The organism is Pseudomonas sp. IT-P12 (genome assembly GCF_949767465.1).
In the GTDB taxonomy this organism is placed as follows: Bacteria; Pseudomonadota; Gammaproteobacteria; order Pseudomonadales; family Pseudomonadaceae; genus Aquipseudomonas.
This window is the reverse complement of record NZ_CATKPY010000027.1, coordinates 1-25,142: the sequence shown is the minus strand read 5'-3', so window position 1 is coordinate 25,142 and position 25,142 is coordinate 1. Positions and strand designations below refer to the sequence as shown.

At 61.7% G+C, this 25,142-nt stretch carries 26 protein-coding genes; 22 read left to right on the top strand and 4 right to left on the bottom strand.

Annotated elements, in window-relative coordinates:
• Positions 1 to 42 precede the first annotated feature (42 nt).
• The 16 genes from ACM6IM_RS26920 to ACM6IM_RS26845 all read left to right on the top strand — a co-directional run bounded on the left by ACM6IM_RS26920 (position 43) and on the right by ACM6IM_RS26845 (position 15,597).
• Positions 43 to 399: a PilZ domain-containing protein gene (locus ACM6IM_RS26920; RefSeq protein ID WP_192306040.1), complete on the top strand. Its 357-nt coding sequence runs from the start codon at positions 43 to 45 to the stop codon at positions 397 to 399.
• 14 nt (positions 400 to 413) lie between these two features.
• The gene (locus ACM6IM_RS26915; protein WP_414866782.1) at positions 414 to 1,199 is read left to right on the top strand and encodes a TatD family hydrolase; all 786 of its coding nucleotides are present in this window, start codon (positions 414 to 416) and stop codon (positions 1,197 to 1,199) included.
• A gap of 342 nt (positions 1,200 to 1,541) precedes the next feature.
• Positions 1,542 to 2,180, top strand: coding sequence for a TetR/AcrR family transcriptional regulator (locus ACM6IM_RS26910; RefSeq protein WP_201193115.1), 639 nt, complete (start codon positions 1,542 to 1,544; stop codon positions 2,178 to 2,180).
• Positions 2,181 to 2,318: 138 nt separating this feature from the next.
• A complete protein-coding gene (locus ACM6IM_RS26905; RefSeq protein ID WP_414866781.1) occupies positions 2,319 to 3,287 on the top strand; it encodes a GTP 3',8-cyclase MoaA in 969 nt (322 codons plus the stop codon).
• A gap of 135 nt (positions 3,288 to 3,422) precedes the next feature.
• Positions 3,423 to 4,031, top strand: a complete 609-nt coding sequence (locus ACM6IM_RS26900) for a DUF4823 domain-containing protein (protein WP_192306046.1) — start codon at positions 3,423 to 3,425, stop codon at positions 4,029 to 4,031.
• A gap of 16 nt (positions 4,032 to 4,047) precedes the next feature.
• Complete coding sequence (locus ACM6IM_RS26895) at positions 4,048 to 4,608, top strand: DUF1285 domain-containing protein (RefSeq protein ID WP_201193109.1); 561 nt, start codon at positions 4,048 to 4,050, stop codon at positions 4,606 to 4,608.
• 117 nt (positions 4,609 to 4,725) lie between these two features.
• Complete coding sequence (locus tag ACM6IM_RS26890) at positions 4,726 to 5,442, top strand: FadR/GntR family transcriptional regulator (RefSeq protein ID WP_414866780.1); 717 nt, start codon at positions 4,726 to 4,728, stop codon at positions 5,440 to 5,442.
• A 60-nt stretch (positions 5,443 to 5,502) separates the two neighbouring features.
• Complete coding sequence (locus ACM6IM_RS26885) at positions 5,503 to 6,378, top strand: SMP-30/gluconolactonase/LRE family protein (protein ID WP_414866779.1); 876 nt, start codon at positions 5,503 to 5,505, stop codon at positions 6,376 to 6,378.
• A 199-nt stretch (positions 6,379 to 6,577) separates the two neighbouring features.
• A complete protein-coding gene (locus ACM6IM_RS26880) occupies positions 6,578 to 7,396 on the top strand; it encodes an SDR family oxidoreductase (protein WP_414866778.1) in 819 nt (272 codons plus the stop codon).
• A 121-nt stretch (positions 7,397 to 7,517) separates the two neighbouring features.
• Positions 7,518 to 8,522, top strand: coding sequence for a substrate-binding domain-containing protein (locus ACM6IM_RS26875; protein ID WP_414866777.1), 1,005 nt, complete (start codon positions 7,518 to 7,520; stop codon positions 8,520 to 8,522).
• A 65-nt stretch (positions 8,523 to 8,587) separates the two neighbouring features.
• The gene (gene araG, locus ACM6IM_RS26870; RefSeq protein ID WP_414866776.1) at positions 8,588 to 10,132 is read left to right on the top strand and encodes an L-arabinose ABC transporter ATP-binding protein AraG; all 1,545 of its coding nucleotides are present in this window, start codon (positions 8,588 to 8,590) and stop codon (positions 10,130 to 10,132) included.
• A gap of 12 nt (positions 10,133 to 10,144) precedes the next feature.
• Positions 10,145 to 11,113 (top strand): L-arabinose ABC transporter permease AraH, encoded by a 969-nt coding sequence (gene araH, locus ACM6IM_RS26865; protein ID WP_192306060.1) that lies wholly within the window; start codon positions 10,145 to 10,147, stop codon positions 11,111 to 11,113.
• Between the two features lie 185 nt (positions 11,114 to 11,298).
• Positions 11,299 to 12,012, top strand: a complete 714-nt coding sequence (locus ACM6IM_RS26860) for a GntR family transcriptional regulator (protein ID WP_192306062.1) — start codon at positions 11,299 to 11,301, stop codon at positions 12,010 to 12,012.
• Positions 12,009 to 13,007 carry an ADP-ribosylglycohydrolase family protein gene (locus ACM6IM_RS26855; protein WP_414866775.1) on the top strand — a complete coding sequence of 333 codons (999 nt, stop codon included), beginning with the start codon at positions 12,009 to 12,011 and terminating at the stop codon, positions 13,005 to 13,007. The genes ACM6IM_RS26860 and ACM6IM_RS26855 overlap by 4 nt, the downstream gene beginning before the upstream one ends.
• A gap of 201 nt (positions 13,008 to 13,208) precedes the next feature.
• Positions 13,209 to 14,675, top strand: coding sequence for a purine-cytosine permease family protein (locus ACM6IM_RS26850; protein WP_192306066.1), 1,467 nt, complete (start codon positions 13,209 to 13,211; stop codon positions 14,673 to 14,675).
• Positions 14,668 to 15,597 (top strand): PfkB family carbohydrate kinase, encoded by a 930-nt coding sequence (locus ACM6IM_RS26845; RefSeq protein ID WP_414866774.1) that lies wholly within the window; start codon positions 14,668 to 14,670, stop codon positions 15,595 to 15,597. The genes ACM6IM_RS26850 and ACM6IM_RS26845 overlap by 8 nt, the downstream gene beginning before the upstream one ends.
• A gap of 101 nt (positions 15,598 to 15,698) precedes the next feature.
• Here the strand turns inward: ACM6IM_RS26845 and ACM6IM_RS26840 are convergent, their stop codons facing one another.
• The 3 genes from ACM6IM_RS26840 to ACM6IM_RS26830 all read right to left on the bottom strand — a co-directional run bounded on the left by ACM6IM_RS26840 (position 15,699) and on the right by ACM6IM_RS26830 (position 16,765).
• The gene (locus ACM6IM_RS26840; protein WP_192306069.1) at positions 15,699 to 16,079 is read right to left on the bottom strand and encodes a Rho termination factor N-terminal domain-containing protein; all 381 of its coding nucleotides are present in this window, start codon (positions 16,077 to 16,079) and stop codon (positions 15,699 to 15,701) included.
• A gap of 67 nt (positions 16,080 to 16,146) precedes the next feature.
• Positions 16,147 to 16,401: a hypothetical protein gene (locus tag ACM6IM_RS26835; RefSeq protein WP_192306071.1), complete on the bottom strand. Its 255-nt coding sequence runs from the start codon at positions 16,399 to 16,401 to the stop codon at positions 16,147 to 16,149.
• A 40-nt stretch (positions 16,402 to 16,441) separates the two neighbouring features.
• Entirely contained in the window at positions 16,442 to 16,765 is a 324-nt protein-coding gene (locus ACM6IM_RS26830; protein ID WP_414866773.1) for a hypothetical protein, read from the bottom strand.
• Between the two features lie 295 nt (positions 16,766 to 17,060).
• Between ACM6IM_RS26830 and ACM6IM_RS26825 the strand changes: the two genes are divergently transcribed.
• The 6 genes from ACM6IM_RS26825 (at position 17,061) to ACM6IM_RS26800 (ending at position 22,831) form a co-directional block, all read left to right on the top strand.
• Positions 17,061 to 17,543: a GNAT family N-acetyltransferase gene (locus ACM6IM_RS26825; RefSeq protein WP_414866915.1), complete on the top strand. Its 483-nt coding sequence runs from the start codon at positions 17,061 to 17,063 to the stop codon at positions 17,541 to 17,543.
• Between the two features lie 178 nt (positions 17,544 to 17,721).
• Positions 17,722 to 18,714: a 2-dehydro-3-deoxygalactonokinase gene (locus ACM6IM_RS26820; protein ID WP_192306074.1), complete on the top strand. Its 993-nt coding sequence runs from the start codon at positions 17,722 to 17,724 to the stop codon at positions 18,712 to 18,714.
• 19 nt (positions 18,715 to 18,733) lie between these two features.
• Entirely contained in the window at positions 18,734 to 19,354 is a 621-nt protein-coding gene (locus ACM6IM_RS26815) for a 2-dehydro-3-deoxy-6-phosphogalactonate aldolase (RefSeq protein ID WP_414866772.1), read from the top strand.
• Positions 19,355 to 19,400: 46 nt separating this feature from the next.
• Positions 19,401 to 20,549 carry a galactonate dehydratase gene (dgoD, locus tag ACM6IM_RS26810; RefSeq protein ID WP_016770960.1) on the top strand — a complete coding sequence of 383 codons (1,149 nt, stop codon included), beginning with the start codon at positions 19,401 to 19,403 and terminating at the stop codon, positions 20,547 to 20,549.
• Positions 20,550 to 20,656: 107 nt separating this feature from the next.
• Complete coding sequence (locus ACM6IM_RS26805) at positions 20,657 to 21,967, top strand: MFS transporter (protein WP_414866771.1); 1,311 nt, start codon at positions 20,657 to 20,659, stop codon at positions 21,965 to 21,967.
• A 60-nt stretch (positions 21,968 to 22,027) separates the two neighbouring features.
• Positions 22,028 to 22,831 (top strand): IclR family transcriptional regulator, encoded by an 804-nt coding sequence (locus ACM6IM_RS26800; RefSeq protein ID WP_414866770.1) that lies wholly within the window; start codon positions 22,028 to 22,030, stop codon positions 22,829 to 22,831.
• A gap of 87 nt (positions 22,832 to 22,918) precedes the next feature.
• Here ACM6IM_RS26800 and ACM6IM_RS26795 read toward each other — a convergent pair whose 3' ends face one another.
• Positions 22,919 to 24,583, bottom strand: a complete 1,665-nt coding sequence (locus tag ACM6IM_RS26795; RefSeq protein ID WP_414866769.1) for an electron transfer flavoprotein-ubiquinone oxidoreductase — start codon at positions 24,581 to 24,583, stop codon at positions 22,919 to 22,921.
• Between the last annotated feature and the right edge of the window lie 559 nt (positions 24,584 to 25,142).

Here is a 25,142-nt window from a genome sequence, read left to right as displayed (position 1 = left end):
TCGACTGCGCCTAGACTCTGAACATCGGCAGTGGAGGTCAGCATGAATGAAACCGCGAACCAGGGCCCGCGCAACGGCATCCTGTCCTTGACCATCAAGGACAAATCCGTGCTTTACGCGGCCTACATGCCGTTCATCAGGAACGGTGGCCTGTTCATCCCGACCAACAAGAGCTACAAGTTGGGCGACGAGGTGTTCATGCTGCTGAACCTGATGGACGAACCGGAAAAAATCCCGGTGGCCGGCAAGGTCGCCTGGATCACGCCCAAAGGTGCCCAGGGCAACCGCGCCGCTGGCGTGGGCGTGCAGTTCAACGATGGCGACAGCGCCGCGCGCAGTCGAATCGAAACCCATCTGGCCGGAGCCCTGAAGTCCGACCGTCCCACTCATACGATGTAAGTTGCCGCCCCTTTATGCTTGTAGATTCCCATTGCCACCTTGACCGCCTTGACCTTGCCGCACACGACGGCTCCCTGGATGCCGCACTCGACGCAGCCCGGCAGCGCGGGGTCGGGCACTTTCTGTGCATCGGCGTCAGCGCCGACAACGCCGCCGACGTCAAGGCCCTGGCCGAGCGCTACGACGATGTCAATTGTTCGGTGGGCGTGCATCCACTGGACGTCCAACCGGGGGCTGCACCGGCGCTGGATTGGCTGTTGCAGGAACTCAATCACCCGCGCGTGGTGGCGATTGGCGAAACCGGCCTGGATTATCACTACGAGCCTGAGGCGGCGCAGTTGCAGCAGGAGTCCTTTCGCCTGCACCTGCAAGCTGCACAGCAGACCGGCAAGCCCGTGATCATTCACACCCGGGGCGCCCGGGCCGACACCCTGAGCCTGTTGCGCGAGGCTGCGCTGCCCCAGGCCGGCGTCCTGCACTGCTTCACCGAGGACTGGGAGATGGCCCGGGAGGCGCTGGACATGGGCTACTACATTTCCCTGTCCGGGATTGTCACTTTCCGCAATGCCGATGCGCTGCGTGACGTGGCGAGTAAAGTGCCCGCCGACCGTTTGCTGGTGGAAACCGACTCGCCCTACCTGGCGCCGATCCCTTATCGGGGCAAGCCGAACCTGCCGCAATATGTGCGGGAAGTGGCAGAGTTCCTGGCCATGTTGCGCGGTGAGTCCTACGAGCGATTGGCCGAGCAGACCACCGCGAATTTCCGCCGGCTGTTTCCGCTGGCGCATGTGAAAGGTTAAATCGCAGGCAAAAAAAACCCGGGTTCTGGGGGGTGAATCCGGGTTAAGACCATTAGGAGTAAAACAATGGTACGCGGTCCGTTGGTACCAATATCGGCGCGGCACTTGGGGGAGATGCATCGCCGACAGTTGAAGTATTGATCAGTATTGCGCCGAGTCCAGTTCACCGGTCGCGGTTTTTAAACAATTTTGGAATACAGCCGCTTCAGAAGCGTTCTCATTAAAAGAGGACCTTGCGAGAAATCATCGAGAAACACAGATATGCTCGGATGATCCGTGCATTTTTGCGCAAGTTAGGCATAATACGCGGCTTCGAATTTTGACCCCGACAGACCTTTTCTTATGCATAAAGAACCTCGTAAGGTCCGTGAATTTCGTCGCCGCGAGCAGGAAATTCTCGATACCGCGCTCAAGCTGTTCCTCGACCAGGGTGAAGACAGTGTCACCGTCGAGATGATTGCTGATGCCGTCGGTATCGGCAAAGGCACGATCTACAAGCACTTCAAGTCCAAGGCGGAGATCTATCTGCGCCTGATGCTCGATTACGAGCGTGATCTGAACGAGCTGTTGCATTCGGCCGATGTCGACAAGGACAAGGAAGCCCTGTCCCGGGCCTACTTCGAATTCCGCATGCGCGATCCGCAACGCTATCGCTTGTTCGATCGTCTTGAGGAGAAGGTGGTCAAGGGCAACCAGGTGCCGGAGATGATCGAGGAGCTGCACAAGATCCGCGCCTCCAACTTCGAACGCCTGACCCTGCTGATCAAGGGCCGGATCAGCGAAGGCAAGCTCGAAGACGTGCCGCCTTACTTCCACTATTGCGCGTCCTGGGCGCTGGTCCACGGTGCGGTGGCGCTCTATCACTCGCCGTTCTGGAGCAATGTGCTGGAAGATCAGGAAGGTTTCTTCCAGTTCCTGATGGACATCGGTGTGCGCATGGGCAACAAGCGCAAGCGTGATACCGACACACCGAGCACCTGAGTTGTTCAGTTGCGTCATCGCGCCATGATTTTGCTACATGGCGCAGTACCTCAGGAATATACTCAGGCATAGGACTTGCTAAAACTTGATTTGTGAGTCAAGTTTTGCTTCGTTCGATTCCCCTGTGCCGGAGTGATCATGATCGTTGACCGTCAAGGCAGGCGTTTCCGCAATCTGCGAATCAGCCTGACCTCAGCCTGCAATTACGCGTGTACCTACTGCGTGCCCAACGGCAAGCGGCTGGTGGCTGCGCAGGATGAGCTGTCGGCCGAGGCCATGGCGCGCGGCGTGGCGTATCTGATCGAAGCGGCCGGCATCGAGCGCTTGCGCATCACCGGTGGCGAGCCGTTGGTCAGCCCCAAACTCGAAGCCTTCATGGCGGCTGTGGGGCAGATGGGGCTGGAAGACATCAGCCTGACCACCAACGGCCAGTTACTGGCGAAAAAACTGCCGTTGTTGGTCAACGCAGGCATCCGCCGTCTCAATGTGTCCCTCGATACCCTGGATGCCAGTGCGTTTCGCACCATCGCCCGCGGTGGCGACCTGGCGACGGTGCTTGATGGCATGGCGCAGGCCAGCGCGGCCGGGATGAAAATCAAGGTCAACATGGTGCCATTGCGCGGGCAGAACCTGGACCAGGTGATGCCGCTGCTCGATTACTGCCTGGAGCGCGGCTATGAGTTGCGCTTCATCGAGTTGATGCGCATGGGTCACCTGGCCAGCGATTCCAATGCGTTCCTGCAGCAGTTCGTCAGCTTGCAACAGCTGTTGAGCCTGATTGGCGATCACCATGAGTATCTCCAGGCCGATGCGCCCATCGACGCCACCGCCGTGCGCTACGAGATTCCGGGTCAGGGTTATTTCGGCGTGATCGCCAACGAAAGCGTACCGTTCTGTCGGACCTGCTCGCGACTGCGCTTGTCGTCCACCGGCTGGCTGCATGGCTGCCTGTCGTCGAGCAACCGTCACTATGTCGGTGACCTCCTGGACAAGCCGCGTCATCAGGCATTGCCGGCTTTGCAACGCCTGCTGGTGAAAGCCCTGGGTGACAAGCAGGATGTGGCGTTCTCCGGTGGCGCGACCGTCATGAAGATCATTGGCGGCTGATGCTCTCGCGAGCAGGCTCGTCCCCCGCGGTCTTTAGCGATTGTATCCATACGGTTCCCAAGTTCGGGAGCTGGCGCGGAAGCTGCATCCCATGGCCATTCGCCGGTTTTCCGTCACCGGTCTCTGGAGGGTAGGATGCGTAGCCTGGTTTTGCTGCTGGCCGTTTTGGCACTTGGTGGCTGCATGAATGTCAGCGATATGGCAGAAGGGACTCGCTACCATATGAGCGACGCCGGTCTGCTTGACCACAGTGATAGCCGTCGGGTGAACAACCTGCGCATCCAGCCGGACTCGTTCGTCTACATTGCCCAAGGTGCCTTTGCACCGCCGCACAGTGCCGTGTATCCACGACCCAACGTGATTGCCGAAGTCGCTTTCGACGGCTTTATCGAGTACTTCCCGATGGTCCGCCGCGCGCGGGCGCCGGAAGGTCTCGACCAGGCCATGGGCGAGGCCCGTGCGGTAGGCGCGCATTACCTGCTGTATACCCGTTTCGCCAAGGCCGACGACCGCATCGGCAACTCCGATGAGTGGCTGGACCAGGAAGCCGTGGATCGTCTCGGTGTCGACACCGGGGTGATTCAGATCATGTTGATCGAGACCAGCACCCAGTATTTGATTGATACTGCACGCATCAAGAGTCGTGGCGGTTTACTGACGTTCCACGACAAAAAGCCGGAAGACCTGATGGGCCCGCCGCTGGAACAATACGCGCGCAGCCTGCTGGGGATCAGCGACCAGTAAATCGAAGGAGAACGCCATGAGTGGCCCGCAGAAAGCCAACGACCTGTTGGGGCAAATCCCCAAGACCAAGGGCTTGCCACCGGTCCACTTGTGGAACCCCGAGTTCTGCGGCGACATCGACATGCGCATCGCCCGCGACGGCACCTGGTATTACCTGGGCACGCCGATCGGGCGCAAACCGATGGTCAAGCTGTTCTCCACCATCATCCGCCGCGACGGCGATGACTACTTCCTGATCACCCCGGTCGAGAAAGTCGGGATCAAGGTCGACGACGCACCCTTTGTCGCGATTGCCGTGGAAGTGGAGGGTGAGGGCGAAGCACAAACCCTGCGCTTTACCACCAACGTCGACGAAACCACCGAGGCAGGTGCCGAGCATCCGATCCGGGTGATGATCGATCCCGATACCCAGGAGCCTGCGCCCTACGTGCATGTGCGCAGCAACCTAGAAGCCCTGATCCACCGCAATGTGTTCTACCAACTGGTGGAGCTGGCGGTCAGTCGTGAGATCGACGGGCAGCGTTGGTTGGGGGTGTGGAGTGGCGGTGAATTTTTCCGGATCGGCCTCGAACCCTGACGCATGCCCCTGGGGGAGCTTGCTGTGGAGCTTGGGTGTTCCGGTGAAAAATCAAATTGACACCCAATCATATGATGATTAGCGTGGTCCTCCTCAGCGAATGGCTTCGAGGTGTCCATGTCCAGCAGTTTTCATGCGTCGACGGTCGATTGGCTGGGTTGCTGGATTGCCGCCGGTCAGGTCAAACCGGGGGAAACGCTCAAGGTTGAAGCCGATCTCGGCGAGCAGTTGGGCGTCAGTCGCACGGTCATCCGCGAAGCCATCAAGACTTTGGTTGCCAAGGGCATGCTCGAAGTCGGTCCGAAGGTCGGCACCCGGGTGTTGCCGGTTCGGCGCTGGAACCTCTTCGATCCACAGGTGGTTGGCTGGCTGTCACGCAGCGGCTTGCCGGAAAATTTTGTCGACGACCTGCTGGACTTGCGCCGCACCATCGAGCCGATGGCGGTGCGCTGGGCTTGCGAGCGGGCGACGGTCGAACAGGTCGACGCGATTCTGCTGGCCTATAACGCGCTGGAGCGCGCTGTTGACGGTGGCATCGATTACAACCGCGCCGACCGGTTTTTCCATGAGTGCATCCTGGCGGCCAGCCACAACCAGTTCATCGAACAGATGGTCCCGGCGCTCGGCGCGTTGCTGGCGGTGTCTTTCGAAGTGTCTGCGGCCGACCCGGACGAACTGCGACGCACGCTGCCCATCCACAAAGAAATGGCCGATGCCATCGCCGCCCGTGATTCGGCGCGGGGCGTATGGGCCTGCATGACCCTGATCGATAACGCCGACCTGGCGATCAAGCGTTTTTACCCGCAGGTCATGGCCGACAAGAAAGCCGGCTAAAGGGGCAGGATCCGGGAACGGATGTGTTCCAGATAAAAACAACAACAAGGCGGAGGTTTCATGAAGTGGACTGCAGTCACCGGGCATCGCGCGCAATTGGGCGAAGGGCCGTTCTGGGACGCACCGACCCAGGCACTGTACTGGGTCGATATCGCCGGTCGTCAGGCGCTGCGTTTGATCGGCGCCAACGTGCAGATCTGGCAGATGCCCGAGCACGTGTCCGCCTTCATTCCCTGTGAACGTGGCGATGCACTGGTGACATTGAGTAGTGGCGTCTATCGGCTGGACCTCGATTCGCCGGGGCTCGAGCCGCGGCTGACGCTGTTGTGCGTCGCCGACCCGCAGCCTGGCAATCGCGGCAATGAAGCCCGTTGCGACGCTCAGGGCCGACTCTGGCTTGGCACCATGCAGAACAACATCGGCGAAAACGGCGAAGACCTGGCGTTGGTGCGGCGTTCCGGCGGTTTGTTTCGTGTCGACCGCTATGCCCGTGTCACGCCGCTGCTGCGCGGTCTGGGGATTCCCAACACGCTGCTTTGGAGTGACGACGCCACCACGCTGTATTTCGCCGACAGTCTGGATGGCACGCTCTACCGGCATTTCATTCGGACCGACGGCAATCTCGAGCCCGCCCAGGCCTGGTTCGGCCCGCATGAGCGAGGCGGTCCCGATGGCTCGGCGATGGATGCCGACGGGTTCATCTGGAATGCGCGCTGGGACGGCAGTTGCCTGCTCAGGCTGGCACCGGACGGGCAGGTCGACCGCGTGATCGAGCTGCCGGTCAGTCGTCCCACCAGTTGCGTGTTTGGCGGTGCCGACCTGAACACCCTCTACATCACCAGCGCAGCCAGCCCGCTCAACCATCCGCTGGACGGCGCACTGTTGGCCCTTCAGGTCGATGTGTCCGGAAAACCCTGTACGAGATTTGCCGGTTAAATCCCAAAATATGGGATGTAAAATTATATATTGAGATTATTTGGCGGTCGGGTTTATAGTCGGCTCCATCAGTTGCACGCACTCACACTTAAAAAGAACAAGACAGGTGAAGTGATGAAACGATTTATCTGCTGCTATTTCGCCCGGACATCCACACATGCCCGGTTTTCGTCGTGCCCAGGAATAGAGGCTCGGGCGCATGGCTGAGCTCCTGTCTCTGCCTCCCGTGCCCGAACCACCCAAGGGCGAACGCCTGAGCAACAAGGTGGTGCTGCTGACCGGCGCCGCCCAGGGCATTGGCGAGGCAATCGTCGCCGCCTTCGCTTCGCAGCAGGCCCGGTTGGTCATCAGCGATATCCAGGGCGAAAAAGTCGAAGCCGTGGCGAAGCATTGGCGCGACAAAGGCTTCGATGTCCAGGCGCTCAAGGTCGATGTGTCCAGTCAGCATGACCTGCACGCCATGGCCCGGCTCGCCGTCGAACGCCACGGTCGCATCGATGTGCTGGTCAACTGTGCCGGCGTCAACGTGTTCCGCGACCCCCTGCAAATGACCGAGGAAGACTGGCGCCGGTGCTTTGCCATCGACCTGGACGGCGCCTGGTTCGGTTGCAGGGCGGTGTTGCCGCAGATGATCGAGCAGGGCGTCGGCAGCATCATCAACATTGCCTCGACCCATTCCAGCCACATCATTCCGGGCTGCTTCCCTTACCCGGTGGCCAAGCACGGCCTGCTCGGCCTGACCCGTGCACTGGGCATCGAATACGCGGCCAAGGGCATTCGCGTCAACGCCATCGCCCCGGGCTATATCGAAACCCAACTGAACATCGATTACTGGAACGGCTTTGCCGACCCGCACGCCGAACGTCAGCGCGCATTCGACCTGCATCCGCCGCGTCGCATCGGGCAACCGATGGAGGTGGCGATGACGGCGGTGTTTTTGGCGAGTGACGAGGCGCCGTTCATCAACGCTTCGTGCATCACCATCGATGGTGGTCGCTCAGTGATGTATCACGACTGAGCCCCTCGATTTCAGGTGCGGAACCACGCCTGAAATCCAATCATCATACGATATGACTATTTGCAGTAACCTTTGATTGGCTTTCAACTAACGCTCAAAAAAAATAACAAGGAGTCAGCTTATGAATCGTCGTCGTGGGATCCGTTCCCTGTGCCGTGCCGCTTTGGCGGTCACTGCGGTCAGCCTGAGCAGTACGCTGCTGGCGGCTGAGGAAGTGAAGATCGGTTTTCTGGTCAAGCAGGCGGAAGAACCCTGGTTCCAGACCGAATGGGCTTTCGCGGAAAAGGCCGGGAAAGACAAGGGCTTCACCGTCATCAAGATCGCTGTGCCGGACGGTGAGAAAACCCTGTCTGCCATCGACAGCCTGGCCGCCAACGGCGCGAAGGGTTTCGTGATCTGCCCGCCGGACGTGTCCCTGGGGCCTGCGATCATGGCCAAGGCCAAGCTCAACGGGTTGAAAGTGATTGCGGTGGATGACCGTTTCGTCGACGCCAGCGGCAAGTTCATGGAAGACGTGCCTTACCTCGGCATGGCGGCCTTCGAGGTTGGCCAGAAGCAGGGCGCGGCGATGGCCACCGAAGCGAAGAAGCGCGGCTGGGACTGGAAAGACACCTACGCGGTGATCAACACCTACAACGAACTCGACACCGGCAAGAAACGCACCGACGGTTCGGTCAAGGCCCTGGAAGACGCCGGGATGCCGAAGGACCACATCCTGTTCTCGGCGCTCAAGACCCTCGACGTACCGGGCAGCATGGACGCCACCAACTCGGCGCTGGTGAAACTGCCGGGCGCAGCGAAAAACCTGATCATCGGCGGCATGAACGACAACACCGTGCTGGGCGGCGTGCGCGCCACCGAGAGTGCCGGGTTTGCCGCGGCGAACGTAATCGGCATCGGCATCAATGGCACCGATGCCATCGGTGAGCTGAAAAAGCCCAACAGCGGCTTCTTCGGTTCGATGCTGCCCAGCCCGCACATCGAAGGCTACAACACCGCCAGCATGATGTTCGAGTGGGTCACCACCGGCAAGGAACCGCCCAAGTACACCGCAATGGACGACGTGACGCTGATCACGCGGGACAACTTCAAGCAGGAGTTGGAAAAAATCGGCCTGTGGAACTGAGGCTCGGTTGATTTCCTCGGCGGCCTCGGTGACGGGGCTGCCCGATCCGTGGGAAGAGGTGTTTTATGCACGCGCAAGTACAGACACAACATGACAGCGTCGGCGGCAGTTTGCGCTTCGACGGGATCGGCAAGACCTTTCCCGGCGTGAAGGCGCTGGATGGCATCAGCTTCGTCGCGCATCCGGGCCAAGTGCATGCCCTGATGGGCGAGAACGGTGCCGGCAAGTCGACGCTGCTGAAAATTCTCGGTGGCGCCTATATCCCCAGCAGCGGTGAATTGCACATCGGTGAGCGGACGATGGCCTTCAAGTCCACGGCCGACAGCATCGCTTGCGGGGTCGCGGTGATCCATCAGGAGCTGCACCTGGTGCCGGAAATGACCGTGGCGGAAAACCTCTTTCTCGGCCATCTGCCCGCCCGTTTCGGCCTGATCAACCGCGGCGCACTGCGTCAGCGAGCGTTGGCCTGTCTCAAGGGCCTGGCCGATGAAATCGACCCGCAGCAGAAGGTCGGGCGCCTGTCCCTGGGGCAGCGTCAACTGGTGGAGATCGCCAAGGCATTGTCCCGTGGTGCGCACGTGATTGCCTTCGACGAACCGACCAGCAGCCTCTCGGCGCGGGAGATCGATCGCTTGATGGCGATCATCGGCCGCCTGCGCGACGAGGGCAAAGTGGTGCTCTACGTTTCCCATCGCATGGAAGAAGTCTTCCGCATCTGCAATGCCGTGACGGTGTTCAAGGACGGCCGCTACGTGCGCACCTTCGAGGACATGAACGAGCTGACCCACGACCAGTTGGTCACCTGCATGGTCGGTCGCGATATCCAGGACATCTACGATTACCGCCCGCGCAAGCGGGGGGCTGTGGCCTTGCGGGTCGACGGCCTGCAGGGGCCGGGATTGCGCGAGCCGATGAGCTTCGACGCGCACAAGGGCGAGATCCTCGGGTTGTTCGGTCTGGTCGGCGCCGGGCGTACGGAGCTGTTCCGTTTGCTCAGTGGCCTGGAGCGCAGCAGCGCCGGTCGCCTGGAGTTGCGGGGTCATGAACTGAAACTGCGTTCGCCTCGGGACGCGATTGCCGCCGGCATCCTGCTGTGCCCGGAGGACCGCAAGAAGGAGGGCATCATTCCGCTGGGCAGCGTCGCCGAGAACATCAACATCAGCGCGCGTCCGGCCCATGCCGGATTCCGCTGCCTGATTCGCGGGCTCTGGGAAAAGGACAATGCCGACAAACAGATCAAGGCCTTGAGGGTGAAGACGCCCCACGCCGGGCAACAGATTAAGTTCCTGTCCGGCGGCAATCAGCAGAAGGCGATTCTCGGCCGCTGGCTGTCGATGCCGATGAAGGTGCTGCTGCTCGACGAGCCCACCCGTGGCATCGACATCGGTGCCAAGGCCGAGATCTATCAGATCATCCACAACCTGGCTGCCAGCGGCATTGCCGTAATCGTGGTGTCCAGTGACTTGATGGAAGTGATGGGCATTTCCGACCGCATCCTGGTGATGTGCGAAGGGGCGATGCGCGGCGAGCTGAGCCGCGAACAGGCCAATGAATCCAACCTGCTGCAACTGGCTTTGCCGCGCCAACGCGCTGACGGCGTGGCGAACTGAGAGGTGACTATGATGACAACCCAAAACGAAACCTTGCCGACGGCGCGCAAACCGCTGGACCTGAGACGCTTTCTCGATGACTGGGCCATGCTGGCGGCAGCGGTCGGGATCTTCGTGCTCTGCACTCTGCTGATCGACAACTTCCTCTCGCCGCTGAACATGCGCGGCCTGGGCCTGGCCATTTCGACCACCGGCATTGCCGCATGCACCATGTTGTATTGCCTGGCCTCGGGTCATTTCGACTTGTCGGTGGGCTCGGTGATTGCCTGTGCCGGGGTGGTGGCGGCGGTGGTGATGCGAGACACCGACAGCGTGTTTCTCGGTGTCTCGGCGGCGTTGTGCATGGGGCTGATCGTCGGGCTGATCAACGGCATCGTGATCGCCAAGCTGCGGGTCAATGCGTTGATCACCACACTGGCGACCATGCAGATCGTGCGCGGCCTGGCCTACATCTTCGCCAACGGCAAAGCGGTGGGCGTTTCTCAGGAATCGTTCTTCGTCTACGGCAATGGCCAGCTGTTCGGGGTGCCGGTGCCGATCCTGATCACCATCGTCTGCTTCCTGTTTTTCGGCTGGCTGCTGAATTACACCACCTACGGGCGCAACACCATGGCCATCGGCGGCAACCAGGAAGCCGCGCTGCTGGCCGGGGTCAATGTGGACCGGACCAAGATCATCATCTTCGCCGTGCATGGCGTGATCGGTGCGCTGGCCGGGGTGATCCTGGCCTCGCGCATGACCTCGGGCCAGCCGATGATTGGCCAGGGGTTCGAGTTGACGGTGATTTCGGCGTGCGTGCTGGGCGGGGTTTCGCTGAGCGGCGGGATCGGCATGATCCGCCATGTGATCGCCGGCGTGCTGATTCTGGCGATCATCGAGAATGCGATGAACCTGAAGAACATCGATACCTTTTACCAGTATGTGATTCGCGGTTCGATCCTGCTGCTGGCAGTGGTGATCGACCGGCTCAAGCAACGCTAGTCACCCTCAAATCCCCCTGTGGGAGCGGGCTTGCTCGCGAAAGCGGTAGATCAGCCAACCGATACGTTGACTGACAGGCCGCCTTCGCGAGCAAGCCCGCTCCCACAAGTGCTGTCCCCCCGCCTTCTGTCATCTCCCGCAAAAATCCCTTGCCCGCTGCCAATGCTTTCATGTTCAATTTGTACATGATTAGACAGGTACGATTTGACAAAAAACAACGGGTGGTCGACGAGCTCATCCGGCGCATCGAAAGCGGCCTCCTGGAGGACGGCTTTCTGTTGCCGGGCGAGCATCAGTTGGCTCAGGAATTCAAGGTCAGCCGCGGCACGCTGCGTGAGGCGCTGGCCGAACTGAAACGGCGCAAGTACATCGCGACGCAAAGCGGGGTAGGTTCCATCGTCACCTTCGACGGCGTAGTGCTCGACCAGCGCAGCGGCTGGGCGCAGGCGCTGGCCGACAGCGGGGCGCTGGTCAACACCGAAGTGCTGCGGCTGGAGGCGGTCACGCGGCCTGACCTGCTGTCGCGTTTCGGTACCGACCAATTCATCACCCTTGACCGTCGCCGTCGTGCCAACGACGGTACGCTGGTTTCCCTCGAGCGTTCATTGATGCCGGCCACCGGCGGCCTGGAAAGCCTGCCGCGTGTCGGCCTGATCGACAATTCCCTGACCATCACCCTGGCCGCCTATGGCTATATCGGCGAACGCGGCGATCAATGGATCGGCGCCGAACCCTTGAGCGCCGAAGACGCCGAACTGCTCGGGCGTGCGACCGGCACCGTGTTCCTCAAGGCCCTGCGGACCACCTACGACCGGCAGAACCGTTTCATGGAGCAGGTCGAAAGCCTGCTCGATCCCGTGCACTTTCGCTTGCACCTGCAGTTTGGGAATCCGCAATGACCGCGCTCAATCGTGCCCTCGGCGCGTTTTATGGCCTGGCCCTGGGCGACGCGCTGGGCATGCCGACCCAATCCCTGAGCCGCGCCGAGATCCAGGCACGTTTCGGTGACATCACCCGTCTGGAAGACGCCGGCCCCCATCAGCCGATCGCCGCCAACATGCCCAGAGGCTCGATCACCGACGACACCGAGCAGGCGATTCTGGTCGGTCAATTGTTGATCGATGGCCGGGGCAACATCGAGCCTTCGGTGCTGGCGCAGCGACTGATCGAATGGGAGGCCGTGATGCAGGCCAAGGGGTCGCAGGATTTGCTCGGCCCTTCGACCAAACGCGCCATCGAGATGATCCTCGCCGGCCATTCGCCCGAGGAGGCGGGGCGCTATGGCACCACCAACGGTGCGGCAATGCGCATCACCCCGGTCGGGATCGCCGCCGACGTCGCCGATCCACGGCGCTTCATCGCGGCCGTGGTGCAGGCCTGCCAGGTCACCCATAACACCACGCTGGGCATTTCCAGTGCAGCGGCGGTGGCGGCCGTGGTCTCGGCCGGCATCAATGGCATGGACCTGGGCGAGGCGTTGAATCTCGGCCAGCACATCGCCCTGCAAGCCGAGGAACATGGCCACTGGGTCGCGGGTGGACGCATGGCCTCGCGAATCAGTTGGGCGCGCTGCATCAGCGTCGAGCGTGACAAGGCGCTGTTGGCTGACCTGCTGTACGACGTGATCGGCACTTCGGTGGCGTCCCAGGAGTCGGTGGTCGTATCGTTCGCCCTGGCGCAACAGGTCGCCATCGGCGAAATGAATGCCTTCGATGCAGTGTGCATGGCTGCCAGTCTTGGTGGCGACACTGATACCATCGCGGCGATTCTCGGCGCCATGCTCGGGGCCTGCCTGGGGCTTGAGAGCTGGCCTGCGGCGATGATCGAACAGGTCAAGGCCGTCAACGGGTTGGAGCTGGAACCTCTGGTGCAAGGGCTTCTCGCCCTGCGCTGACGGGCCGACGCCTTCGCCGGCAAGCCCGCTCCTACAGGCTCAACGAAGATCCAGTGTGGGAGCGGGCTTGCTCGCGAAGGCCGCGCCGCCTATTTATTTTTCAACCGCAACGGAACGCACAACACGGCCAGGACGGCCGGCATGTTTTGTCGACTTCCGCATTGCCCACAACCACAAAAATGGCAACAGGAGCACTTTCACATGAGTTCATCATCCGCCGGGCAAAGCGCCGGGCAACTGGAAACCCGGGGTATCGAGCCGGTGCCGGAAGCGGAGTGCAACGGTCATCCGCTGCAGCTGTTCTGGGTCTGGTTCGCCGCCAACATTTCCATCCTCGGCCTGCCGCTGGGGGCCACGCTGGTGGCATTTCGCGGGTTGGCAATCTGGCAGGCGATCATCGTCGCGATCCTCGGTGCCGCCGGTTCCTTTGCGGTGGTCGGGATCATTTCCATTGCCGGTCGCCGGGGGCGTGCGCCGAGCCTGACGCTGTCGCGGGCGATCTTCGGGGTGCGCGGCAACATCGGCCCGACGCTGGTTTCGCTGATGTCGCGACTGGGCTGGGAAACCGTCAACACCACCACGGCGGCCTTCGTGCTGCTGTCGCTGTGCTCGATCCTGTTCGGCTCGCCGGTGGAAGCGAAAAGTGCGCCGCTGCTGACCCTGATCTTCATCGCGATTTTCGTGCTGCTGACCTTGTCGGTGTCGGGCCTCGGCCACGCGACGCTGCTGGTGATCCAGAAGTGGGCCACCTATGTGTTCGGTGCGCTGAACATCCTGGTCGGCGGGTTTCTCTGCGCCACCATCGACTGGAGCGCCGTGTTCAACGCCACGCCTGCGCCCATGAGCGCGATGATCATCGGCATCGGCACCATGGCCGCCGGCACCGGCATCGGTTGGGCCAACGCCGGGGCCGACATGTCGCGTTATCAGCACCGCAGCGTCAAGGCCGTGCGCCTGGTGGCATCGGCGGCGTTCGGTGCGGGGATCCCGCTGGTGCTGCTGATCACCCTGGGCGGTCTGTTGTCGGTGGGCAACAACGACCTGGCGTCGGCCACCGACCCGATCGTCGCGATCCGCGACATGTTGCCGACCTGGATGGCCGTGCCGTACCTGATCACCGCGTTCGGCGGCTTGCTGCTGTCGAACAACCTGTCGGTGTACTCCGCCGGCCTGACCACCCTGACCCTGGGTTTGAAGGTCAAGCGCGTGTACGCGGTGGTGGTCGATATCGTGGCGATCTTCGCCGGTTCGATCTACTTCATGCTGATCGCTGACAGTTTCTACGGCCCGTTCATTACCTTCATTTCCTTGCTGGCAGTGCCGATCACCGCGTGGGTCGGAATTTTCGTCGTCGACCTGATTCATCGTCATTACTACAGCCCGACCGACCTGCTGGACGTCAGCCCGAGCAGTGCCTACTGGTATCGCGGCGGCGTCGAGTGGCGCGCGTTCGGCGCGTGGGCGGTGGCGATCGTGCTGGGTTTCAGCTTCACCACCATCGGCACCACCGAGCAGACCGTGTGGTTCCGTGGCTGGCTGTCCGATTCGTGGCTGGGCCATAACGGTCTCGGCTGGATCGTGACGTTCCTGGTGGCGGGCGGAATTTACCTTGCACTGGGCGGGGCCAGGGATCGTCGTGCCGCGTTGATCGAGAATGCTCATGCCTAAGATGTTACACACCGGCCAGGTCATCATTGACCTGGTCATGGCCGTCGACCACTTGCCCGCGCCGGGTGGCGATGTGCTGGCGCAGTCCGCCGTTTTCGAAGCCGGCGGCGGTTTCAACGTGATGGCCGCCGCGCAGCGCAATGGCTTGTCGGTGGTCTACCTCGGGCGCCATGGCACCGGCCGTTTTGGCGACCTGGCCCGGGACGCGATGAAGGCTGAGGGCATTCGCCTTGGCATCGCCCAACCTGCCGTACGGGATACCGGCCTCTGCGTGGCGGTGACAGATGCCTGCGCCGAGCGCAGTTTCATTTCCTACATCGGCGCGGAAGGCGAGGTGAGTGCCGAGGAACTGGCCAGCGTGCCGGCCCTGGCGGGTGACTATGTCTACGTCAGTGGCTACAGCCTGGTGCAGGTCGGCAAGGCCCAGGCGCTGCTCGATTGGGTGCTGGGGTTGCCCGCCGCCGTCAACGTGGTGTTCGACCCGGGCCCGCTGGTGGACTCACCAGACGGGCCATTGTTGCAGGCCTTGTTGCCGCGCATCGATGTGTGGACCAGCAACAGTGTCGAAGCGCTGAAGGTGACCGGGGCTGCGGACATGGGCGGCGCCCTGGATCGGCTGGCCGGATTGTTGTCGCCGGAGGTGTTGCTGGTGGTCCGGGATGGGCCTCAGGGCTGCTGGATCAGTCAGCGTGGCGCGCGTCAGCATGTGCCGGGGTTCGAGGTCGATGCGGTGGACAGCAATGGCGCGGGGGATGCCCATGCCGGGGTATTCGTGGCCGGGTTGGCGCAAGGGTTGCCGGCGCTCGAAGCGGCACGACGGGCCAATGCCGCAGCGGCGTTGGCGGTGACGCGCTGGGGTCCGGCGACTTCGCCGGGCACGGCTGAGGTGGATGCGTTGATCAGCCAGACTTCAGGCGGCTAGGCGATCGCCTTCGCGAGCAGGCTCGCTCCTACACTGCAACGAGGCACAATGCCGGTCGCACTGTAGCAGCGAGTCTGCTCGCGAAGGGCAGTCCGTGTCGCTCATTCAGCTTTGCGCAACGCTTCAATCAACGCCTGCTTACGCATGCTTGAACGCCCGGGAATCTTCTTCGCCGAGGCGTCCTTTCTTAAACTTTCAACGGTCTGCTTCTCCCGCGATGCCGTGCTGTCACGCGGATGCCCTTCACGGCTGGCGGCCGCACGCCGTGACGATTCCTTGCGGGCTTCGGACTTGGCCTGCGCCGGTTTCCTGCGGCCCGAACCACCACTGCGCTCACCACCGCCCGACTGTTTGTTGACCGTGGCCCAGGCGCGTGCTTCGGCTTCCTCTTTCGACAGGCCCTTGTGCTCGTAACTTTCTTCAATGTGCTCGGCCTTGCGTTTTTGCTCGGCGGTGTATTTGTCTTTGCTTCCACGAGGCATGGGACTTCTCCTGGTGTTTGCATCGAGGGTCGCCACCGCGTGCGGCGGCGACCTGACTTTGCTGCTGTCAGACGTCCAGCTTGCGCGCCGCCTCGACACCGGCGGCGCTGAGTTTGATCGGCAGATTCAACGAGTGTTCGCCGGCCTCGTTGCACACCACATGACCCTGCTGGATCAGCCCTCGCTGCTGAAGCGTGGCGAGGGTGCTGGCCACGACTTTCTCCCCCCGGTAATTGTCCAGGACCTCCTTGCCCAGGCCGCTTGGGTGAGCGTGCAGCAATCGGGTCAGGACTTCTTTCTCAAGGTTTTCATCAACGTTCATGGTTACCTCTTCATGGCTGTGGATTACTCGCGTGGGCGAATCACTGGTTGGCGCCGCCTTCCGAGCCCGAGCCACCGGTGGTGGTTTTCGAGCCGGTGCCGGAGCCGGCGTTATCGGGAGTGCCGTCGGGAACGTTCATGCCACCTTGACGGCCCGTGTCGTTACCCTGGGTCCGTGGGTCGGTACCGGTGGACGGTGGCAGGTTGTGATCGACGCCGCCGCCATCGGTGTTGATGCCGGGTGCGCTCTGGATGGCGGGGGACTTGGGCTTCTCGACCGGATCGGTCGGGCCGGTACCGGCAGCGAAGGTCGTCGAGGACAACAGCGCCGTGACGGCGAGGGCGGTCAATCGGGACATGATCATGGTGTCGTCTCCATTTCAATTGAAGTCCTTACCTGATGTTGGTCCCCCCCTGATTTGGATGGTGCCTGATGAACGACGAACGGTTCAGTCGCTGCGCAGTTCCGATCCTGAAACAAGCCAAGAGCAGACGGTTCAAAGTGATCAGCCCGGTCAGCCATCATGCAAGGCGCCGGGTTATTGATGCCAGGGTGAATGGCGGCAGGCGTTACCTGTTCGGTAGGGCACAATAATCCCTGTGACGCGCGTCGCTCAGCGCCTTAACATGGCGTTTTCCATTGATGACGAAGGCCCGTCCATGACCATCGAGATCCGTCCGGCGACCCCGAGCGATGCCCCGCAAATCCTCGGGTTCATCACCGAACTGGCCGACTACGAGCGTGCTCGCCACGAAGTCATCGCCAGTGTCGCCGATATCGAGCGCAGCCTCTTTGGCGAAGGTGCGACCGCCCATGGCCTGATCTGCCTACGCGACGGTCTGCCCATCGGTTTCGCCGTGTTTTTCTTCAGTTACTCGACCTGGCTCGGCAGTAATTGCCTGTACCTCGAAGACCTCTACATCACCCCGGAACAGCGTGGTGGCGGCGCGGGCAAGACCTTGCTGCGCCATCTGGCGAAAATTGCCTGTGCCAATGACTGCGGACGTTTCGAGTGGAGCGTGCTGGAGTGGAATACGCCGGCCATCGACTTTTACAAGTCGCTGGGTGCGCAGCCCCAGGAGGAGTGGGTGCGCTACCGGATGGATGGTGCCGTGTTGCGCGAGTTCGCCGAAGGCAAGTAGTCATCGCTGGGATGACGTGAGGATCGCAATGTCCGGCAGCCGCAGGCGCTGCCAAACATTGCGATCTTTTTTTGTCTTTATCCCAATATGTGGGAGTGATATTTATATATTGAGATTTAGCCCCGGGCAGGTTTATAGTCCAGCTCACTCACTGCCAATAAACAGAACAGGTGAAGCGATGCTGGCGCAATTGATCGCGCTCGATTGGGGGACAACCTCCTTACGTGCTTACAAACTCGCAGCAGGTGGCCAGGTGCTCGAACAGCGTTCGCTGTCGTGCGGCATCATGCAGCTGCCTCACACGCCGCGCACGATTGCCGGACGGGTGTGCACCGACGGTTTTGAGCTGGCCTTCGATGAGGCCTGCGGTGACTGGCTGGAGGCCCAGCCGGGCTTGCCGGTGATTGCCTGCGGCATGGTCGGCAGCGCCCAGGGCTGGCGCGAGGCAGCGTACCGCGACACGCCCGCGAACGTCGCCAACCTCGGCACGTCCCTGCAGACCGTGCGCAGTGTCCGCGGCGTCGATGTGCATATCGTGCCGGGTGTGATCCAGCGCTCGCGCTTGCCGAACGTAATGCGCGGCGAAGAGACCCAGGTCCTCGGCGTGTTGCAGAACCTGCCGGTCGCGGCGACCGAGGACCTGCTGATCGGCCTGCCGGGCAGCCATTCGAAATGGGTAGAAGTGGCCGATGGCTGCATCGTGCAGTTCGACACCTTCATGACCGGCGAAGTCTTCGCCGTGCTCAGTGACCACAGCATTCTGGGGCGCACCCAGCAACGCGGAGCGCCCTTCGATGGCGTCGCCTTCGACCGTGGCGTGCACGTCGCGTTGTCGACGGAGGGCGAAATCGGCCCGCTGTCGACGCTGTTCAGTGCCCGCAGCCTCGGGCTGACCGGCGAACTCAGCGCCAGCGCTCAAGCGGATTACCTGTCCGGCCTGCTGATCGGTCATGAGCTGAGTGCATTGGCCGCGGTGCTGCGTCGTCGGCGCTGCAGCGTGCATTTGCCGGCAATCATTCTGATTGGCAACACCCAACTCTGCGCTCGCTACAGCCGGGCCCTGGACGCCTGCGGTTTTTCTCGTGTGACGCTGGCCGAACAAGCCACCGAGCGCGGTTTGTGGCAGTTGGCGCTTGCCGCCGGACTGATCTCTCAACATCCATCCCGTTAAACCTGACTGGAGGTCTGACATGCTCAAGCAAGCCCTGGCGCAAAACGGCCTGATCGCCATCCTGCGCGGCCTGCGTCCGCAAGAAGCGGCGGCCATCGGCGAAGTCCTGTATGCCGCTGGATTTCGCGTGATCGAAGTGCCGCTCAACTCCCCCGAGCCGTACGACAGCATCCGCATCCTGCGTACCACTCTGCCGGCCGATTGCCTGATCGGTGCCGGTACGGTGTTGACGCCGGAACAGGTGGAGCAGGTGAAAGCCGCCGGAGGGCAGGTGATTGTCATGCCGCACAGCGATGCCAAGGTATTGCGCGCGGCGAAAGCGGCGGGGTTGTTCCTGTCGCCGGGTGTCGCCACGCCGACCGAAGCCTTCGCCGCGCTGGCCGAGGGCGCCGATGTGCTGAAGATGTTCCCGGCCGAGCAGATGGGGCCGGCGGTGGTCAAGGCCTGGCTTGCCGTGCTGCCGGCCGGAACCATCCTGGCACCGGTGGGCGGGATCACGCCGGACAACATGCAGGTATTCATCGACGCCGGGGTCAAAGGCTTCGGCCTCGGTTCCGGGCTGTTCAAGCCGGGCATGACGCCTGAGCAAGTGGCGGCCAATGCCAAGGCCTACGTCGCTGCCTGGAACGCCCTTCGCTAAGACTTTTGGCGCTGCGAGCGCTGCATCTAACAAGAGAGACAAACAGATGAAAATTACCAAACTGACCACTTTCATCGTTCCGCCGCGCTGGTGCTTCCTCAAAGTCGAAACCGACGAGGGGGTGACCGGATGGGGCGAACCCGTGGTTGAAGGCCGCGCCCACACCGTGGCGGCTGCCGTTGAGGAATTGTCCGACTACCTGATCGGCAAGGACCCACGCAACATCGAAGACATCTGGACGGTGTTGTACCGCGGCGGTTTCTACCGTGGTGGCGCCATCCACATGAGCGCGCTGGCGGGTATCGACCAGGCGTTGTGGGACATCAAGGGCAAGGCGCTGGGGGTGTCGGTCAGCGATCTGCTCGGTGGTCAGGTGCGGGACAAGATTCGCGTGTATTCCTGGATCGGCGGCGACCGGCCGGCGGACACCGCGCGCGCGGCCAAGGAAGCGGTATCCCGTGGCTTCACTGCAGTGAAAATGAACGGCACCGAAGAACTGCAATTCCTCGACACCTTCGAAAAAGTCGACCTGGCCCTGGCCAACGTTGCGGCCGTGCGTGATGCGGTCGGCCCGAACGTCGGCATCGGCGTGGACTTCCATGGCCGGGTGCACAAGCCGATGGCCAAGGTGCTGATGAAGGAACTCGACCCGTACAAACTGATGTTCATCGAAGAGCCGGTGCTCAGCGAAAACTACGAAGCACTGAAGGAACTGGCACCCCTGACCAGCACGCCGATTGCCCTCGGCGAGCGGTTGTTCTCGCGCTGGGATTTCAAGCGGGTGTTGAGCGAAGGCTACGTCGACATCATTCAGCCCGACGCCTCCCATGCCGGCGGCATCACCGAGACCCGCAAGATCGCCAACATGGCCGAGGCCTACGACGTGGCGCTGGCGCTGCATTGCCCGCTGGGGCCGATTGCCCTGGCAGCCTGCCTGCAACTGGATGCGGCGTGCTACAACGCGTTCATTCAGGAACAGAGCCTGGGCATTCACTACAACGAGAGCAACGACCTGCTCGATTACGTCAAAGACCCGCGGGTGTTCGACTACGACCAGGGCTTCGTGAAGATCCCCAACGGCCCGGGCCTGGGGATCGAGATCAACGAGGAATACGTCATCGAACGCGCCGCCGTCGGCCATCGCTGGCGCAATCCGATCTGGCGCCATGCCGACGGCAGTTTTGCCGAGTGGTGAGATCCCTCTGATCCAGCACAGCCCCGGGTGGGAGCGATCCTGCTCCCACCCGGGGGCGGTGTATCGCTGCAAATCCGACCTCAATAAACATAAAAAGAGGCACCCTCATGCAACCGCAAACCCTCACCGGGCAGGCGTCGTTGGTGACGCCCAGCCGCAAGCGTTTTTTCATCATGGTCCTGCTGTTCATCACCGTGGTGATCAACTACCTCGACCGCAGCAACCTGTCCATTGCCGCCCCGGCGCTGACCAGCGACCTGGGGATCGATCCGATTCACGTCGGGCTGATCTTCTCCGCATTCGGCTGGACGTACGCCGCCATGCAGATCCCCGGCGGCTGGCTGGTGGACCGCGTACCGCCACGCATCCTCTACACCGCGGCACTGCTGCTGTGGTCGATTGCCACGGTCATGCTCGGCTTCGCCGGCAGCTTCATCGCGTTGTTCGTCCTGCGCATGGCGGTCGGGGCCCTGGAAGCCCCGGCGTACCCGATCAACAGCCGCGTGGTCACCACCTGGTTCCCCGAGCGCGAACGGGCGACGGCCATCGGTTTCTACACGTCCGGCCAGTTCGTCGGGTTGGCATTCCTGACACCGGTCCTGGCCTGGTTGCAGCATGAGTTTGGCTGGCACATGGTGTTTGTCACCACGGGCGCAGTGGGCATTCTCTGGGCGGTGATCTGGTATGCGGTGTATCGCGAGCCGCGGGATTTCAAAGGCGCGAACGAGGCCGAGATCGACTTGATCCGCGAGGGTGGCGGGCTGGTGGATATCCAGGCGGAACAAGCCAGGGTCAAGGCCAAATTCAGCTGGACCGATCTGGGCATCGTGCTGAGCAAACGCAAGCTGTGGGGCATCTACCTCGGACAGTTCTGCCTCAACTCGACGTTGTGGTTTTTCCTGACGTGGTTCCCGACCTATCTGGTGAAGTATCGTGGCATGGACTTCATCAAGTCCGGCCTGCTGGCGTCGCTGCCGTTTCTCGCGGCGTTCGTGGGCGTACTGTGCTCGGGCTTCTTCTCGGACTTTTTGATCCGCCGCGGGTACACCGTCGGCTTTGCCCGCAAATTGCCGATCATCGGCGGCTTGCTGATTTCCACCTCGATCATCGGCGCCAACTTCGTCGAGTCGACACCGCTGGTGATTGCCTTCCTCGCACTGGCCTTCTTCGGCAACGGCTTGGCGTCCATCACCTGGTCGCTGGTCTCGACCCTGGCACCTGCGCGTTTGCTGGGCCTGACCGGGGGCGTGTTCAACTTCATCGGGAACCTGTCGGCCATCGCCACGCCGATCGTCATCGGTTTCCTCGCCACGGGTAATTCGTTTGCGCCGGCCATTACCTATATCTCGGTTCTGGCATTGATCGGTGCACTTTCCTACATCTTGTTGGTAGGGAAGGTCGAGCGTATCAAGTTGTAGTCGTGGCCCCCGGGCGACCATAATGCCGCCCGTTCTCTCGCTCAACGGTAAAGGCTGGATATGCAGGAAGACGCTGCAAAAAACACCAAGGACGCCGCGCCAACCGGTACCCAGACCCTGCTTCGCGGGCTGGGTGTGGTGCAGGCCGTGGCCAGTGGCGCCCGTGATCTCAAGGAAATCGCCCGGCTCATCGGCACTACACGCAGCACCACCCATCGCCTGGCCAGCTGCCTGGTGGACGAGCGCTATTTGCGGGTGGTGCCGCAGATCGGCTATCTGCTGGGGCCGAAGTTGATCGAACTGGGTTTTCAGGCCCGTGAAGAGCTGCCGCTGGTGACGCTCGCCGGACCGTATCTGGATGAGTTGTCGGCGTTGACCGGTGACACCATCCACCTGGCGATCCGCGAGGGTGACGAGGTGCTTTACCTGCACAAGAATCCGGGGCGCAACGGCCCGGAAATGCGTTCGCGGGTCGGCCATCGCATGCCGTTGGCACGTACCGGGATCGGCAAGGCGCTGATGCTCGACGATGTGCAGGAAGAATGGCAGCGGCTGTATGAAGTCAGTCTGCCGGCCGGTGGGAAAAATCAGTTCTGGCCGCAACACCCGGAGCAATCCTGGGAGCAGTTCCGCCAGCGCATGGTCGAGTACGTGGCGGGCGGCTATGCCTTCGACCTGGAAGACAACGAACCGTCGATCCGCTGTGTCGCCGCACCGATCCGCGATGCCAGCCGACGCATTGTGGCCGGCATCAGCATTGCCAGCACCGTGCCGTACATGCCGCTGGAAAAAATGGCCGAGCTGATCCCCCTCATCAAAGGTGTGACGGCACGGCTGTCGGCGGAGCTGGGCCTCAAGGTCTGACACACGCCCGCCTGCAATGTGGTGTGCCCTGAATCGCGGGCAACAAAAAGGCCCCCCTCAGGGAGCCTTGATGTTCAGGCGGTTGGCTTACATGTTCGGGTAAGTCGGGCCGCCGGCACCTTCCGGTGTCACCCAGGTGATGTTCTGTGCAGGGTCCTTGATGTCGCAGGTCTTGCAGTGAACGCAGTTCTGGGCGTTGATCTGGAAGCGCTTCTCGCCGTCTTCCTGGGTCACCACTTCATACACGCCGGCCGGGCAGTAACGCTGGGCCGGTTCGTCGTACAGCGGCAGGTTCTTGCTGAGCGGAATGCTCGGGTCGGTCAGCTTCAGGTGGCACGGCTGTTCTTCTTCGTGGTTGGTCCCGGAGATGAACACCGAGCTCAACTTGTCGAAGCTGAGTTTGCCGTCGGGTTTTGGATAGTCGATCTTCTTGCAGTCGGCCGCCAGCTTGAGGCAGGCGTAGTCCGGCTTGTTGTCGTGCAGGGTGAACGGCAGCTTGCCGCCGAAGATGTTCTGGTCCAGCCAGTTGAAACCGCCGCCGACGATGGCGCCGAACTTGTGGATGGCGGGGCCGAAGTTGCGGCTGCCGAACAGCTCTTCGTGGAGCCAGCTGTTCTTGAACGCATCGACGTAGGTGGTCAGTTCTTCGCTGCCGTCCTTGTCGGCGAACAGCGCGTCAGCTACGGACTCGGCGGCGAGCATGCCCGACTTCATCGCCGTGTGGCTGCCCTTGATCTTGGCGAAGTTCAGGGTGCCGAGGTCGCAACCGATCAGTGCACCGCCCTTGAACACCATCTTCGGCAGCGAGTTCAGGCCACCCTTGCAGATCGCGCGGGCGCCGTAGCTGATGCGCTTGCCGCCTTCCAGGTATTGCTTGAGCACCGGGTGATGCTTGAGGCGCTGGAATTCGTCGAACGGCGACAGGTAGGTGTTGCTGTAGGAAAGATCGACGATCAGGCCAACGAACACCTGGTTGTTTTCCAGGTGATAGAGGAACGAGCCACCGGTGTTCTCGGTGCCCATGATGTCCATCGGCCAACCCGCGGTGTGCACCACCAGGCCAGGCTGATGCTTGGCCGGATCGATTTCCCAGATTTCCTTGAGGCCGATGCCGTAGTGCTGGGCGTCGGCATCGCTGTCCAGGTTGTAGCGCTTGATCAGTTGCTTGCCGATGTGACCGCGGCAACCTTCGGCGAACAGCGTGTACTTGCCACGCAGTTCCATGCCCGGTGTGTACAGGCCGTCTTTGGGATGGCCTTCACGGTCGACACCCAGGTCGCCGGTGATGATCCCGCGCACCACGCCGTTTTCGTCGATCAGCGCTTCCTGGGCGGCGAAGCCTGGGTAGATTTCCACGCCCAGGTTCTCGGCCTGTTGGGCCAACCAGCGACACAGGTTACCCAGGGAAATGATGTAGTTGCCTTCGTTGTGCATGGTCTTGGGCACAAAGAAGTCAGGGATTTTCTGCGCGCTTTCAGCGTTCTTGAGCACGTAGATGTCGTCACGGGTGACCGGCGTGTTCAGCGGGGCGCCGAGTGCTTTCCAGTCCGGGAACAATTCGTTCAGGGCGCGTGGTTCGAACACGGCACCGGACAGGATGTGAGCCCCCACTTCAGAGCCTTTTTCGACCACGCAGACGCTGATTTCCTTACCGGCTTCAGCGGCCTTCTGCTTCAATCGGCAGGCAGCGGAAAGACCAGCGGGGCCGGCACCGACGATGACGACGTCGAATTCCATGTATTCGCGTTCCACAGGTTTTCTCCTACTCAAGGCTCAACGGTTTTTTTTCTGATTGGAGGTTTGGTGTCGCATCCATGAATCCCTGCGCGAGCGGGGAAGAGGACAATCGATGAGCCACCTTTCTCTCTGGGTGGCGCATTATATCTACACCACTCTCAGCGTCCAATACAAACGTTTGTTTGAAATGGCTCAAAGCCACAGAAATCAAAGTCACGCGGCTTATGAACGGCTATTTTGCCGTATTGACCGGAATAGGTGTTCCGGTCAAGATACGGTCGGTTTTGCGCTCGCCGTAGGCTGACTGGTGGTTTCAAGAGCACCTCTAAAGACAGGGCGATGGCAGTGCAAGGTGATGTGCCGCGCGGGTTTGCCACGCAGTTTACACGCCGTTAAATGCAATGACCGATCAGTCACCACTGACGAACGGTCACGTGCAACATGGGCGGCGATCACTTGACACAAAGGCCGGCGTTTTTAGAGGTGCCCTTGCGCCCGATGAGCATCAACCGCCAGGTACGCCTAGGCGACTTTCTTTTCACCGGAGAGTAACGAGGAATCCATGAAGGTTCTT

Bases quoted from the DNA above. Each gene is read 5' to 3' on its own strand.
- ACM6IM_RS26920 (WP_192306040.1), top strand. From the start codon at position 43: ATGAATGAAACCGCGAACCAGGGCCCGCGCAACGGCATCCTGTCCTTG.
- ACM6IM_RS26915 (WP_414866782.1), top strand. From the start codon at position 414: ATGCTTGTAGATTCCCATTGCCACCTTGACCGCCTTGACCTTGCCGCA.
- ACM6IM_RS26910 (WP_201193115.1), top strand. From the start codon at position 1,542: ATGCATAAAGAACCTCGTAAGGTCCGTGAATTTCGTCGCCGCGAGCAG.
- ACM6IM_RS26905 (WP_414866781.1), top strand. From the start codon at position 2,319: ATGATCGTTGACCGTCAAGGCAGGCGTTTCCGCAATCTGCGAATCAGC.
- ACM6IM_RS26900 (WP_192306046.1), top strand. From the start codon at position 3,423: ATGCGTAGCCTGGTTTTGCTGCTGGCCGTTTTGGCACTTGGTGGCTGC.
- ACM6IM_RS26895 (WP_201193109.1), top strand. From the start codon at position 4,048: ATGAGTGGCCCGCAGAAAGCCAACGACCTGTTGGGGCAAATCCCCAAG.
- ACM6IM_RS26890 (WP_414866780.1), top strand. From the start codon at position 4,726: ATGTCCAGCAGTTTTCATGCGTCGACGGTCGATTGGCTGGGTTGCTGG.
- ACM6IM_RS26885 (WP_414866779.1), top strand. From the start codon at position 5,503: ATGAAGTGGACTGCAGTCACCGGGCATCGCGCGCAATTGGGCGAAGGG.
- ACM6IM_RS26880 (WP_414866778.1), top strand. From the start codon at position 6,578: ATGGCTGAGCTCCTGTCTCTGCCTCCCGTGCCCGAACCACCCAAGGGC.
- ACM6IM_RS26875 (WP_414866777.1), top strand. From the start codon at position 7,518: ATGAATCGTCGTCGTGGGATCCGTTCCCTGTGCCGTGCCGCTTTGGCG.
- araG (WP_414866776.1), top strand. From the start codon at position 8,588: ATGCACGCGCAAGTACAGACACAACATGACAGCGTCGGCGGCAGTTTG.
- araH (WP_192306060.1), top strand. From the start codon at position 10,145: ATGACAACCCAAAACGAAACCTTGCCGACGGCGCGCAAACCGCTGGAC.
- ACM6IM_RS26860 (WP_192306062.1), top strand. From the start codon at position 11,299: ATGATTAGACAGGTACGATTTGACAAAAAACAACGGGTGGTCGACGAG.
- ACM6IM_RS26855 (WP_414866775.1), top strand. From the start codon at position 12,009: ATGACCGCGCTCAATCGTGCCCTCGGCGCGTTTTATGGCCTGGCCCTG.
- ACM6IM_RS26850 (WP_192306066.1), top strand. From the start codon at position 13,209: ATGAGTTCATCATCCGCCGGGCAAAGCGCCGGGCAACTGGAAACCCGG.
- ACM6IM_RS26845 (WP_414866774.1), top strand. From the start codon at position 14,668: ATGCCTAAGATGTTACACACCGGCCAGGTCATCATTGACCTGGTCATG.
- ACM6IM_RS26840 (WP_192306069.1), bottom strand. From the start codon at position 16,079: ATGCCTCGTGGAAGCAAAGACAAATACACCGCCGAGCAAAAACGCAAG.
- ACM6IM_RS26835 (WP_192306071.1), bottom strand. From the start codon at position 16,401: ATGAACGTTGATGAAAACCTTGAGAAAGAAGTCCTGACCCGATTGCTG.
- ACM6IM_RS26830 (WP_414866773.1), bottom strand. From the start codon at position 16,765: ATGATCATGTCCCGATTGACCGCCCTCGCCGTCACGGCGCTGTTGTCC.
- ACM6IM_RS26825 (WP_414866915.1), top strand. From the start codon at position 17,061: ATGACCATCGAGATCCGTCCGGCGACCCCGAGCGATGCCCCGCAAATC.
- ACM6IM_RS26820 (WP_192306074.1), top strand. From the start codon at position 17,722: ATGCTGGCGCAATTGATCGCGCTCGATTGGGGGACAACCTCCTTACGT.
- ACM6IM_RS26815 (WP_414866772.1), top strand. From the start codon at position 18,734: ATGCTCAAGCAAGCCCTGGCGCAAAACGGCCTGATCGCCATCCTGCGC.
- dgoD (WP_016770960.1), top strand. From the start codon at position 19,401: ATGAAAATTACCAAACTGACCACTTTCATCGTTCCGCCGCGCTGGTGC.
- ACM6IM_RS26805 (WP_414866771.1), top strand. From the start codon at position 20,657: ATGCAACCGCAAACCCTCACCGGGCAGGCGTCGTTGGTGACGCCCAGC.
- ACM6IM_RS26800 (WP_414866770.1), top strand. From the start codon at position 22,028: ATGCAGGAAGACGCTGCAAAAAACACCAAGGACGCCGCGCCAACCGGT.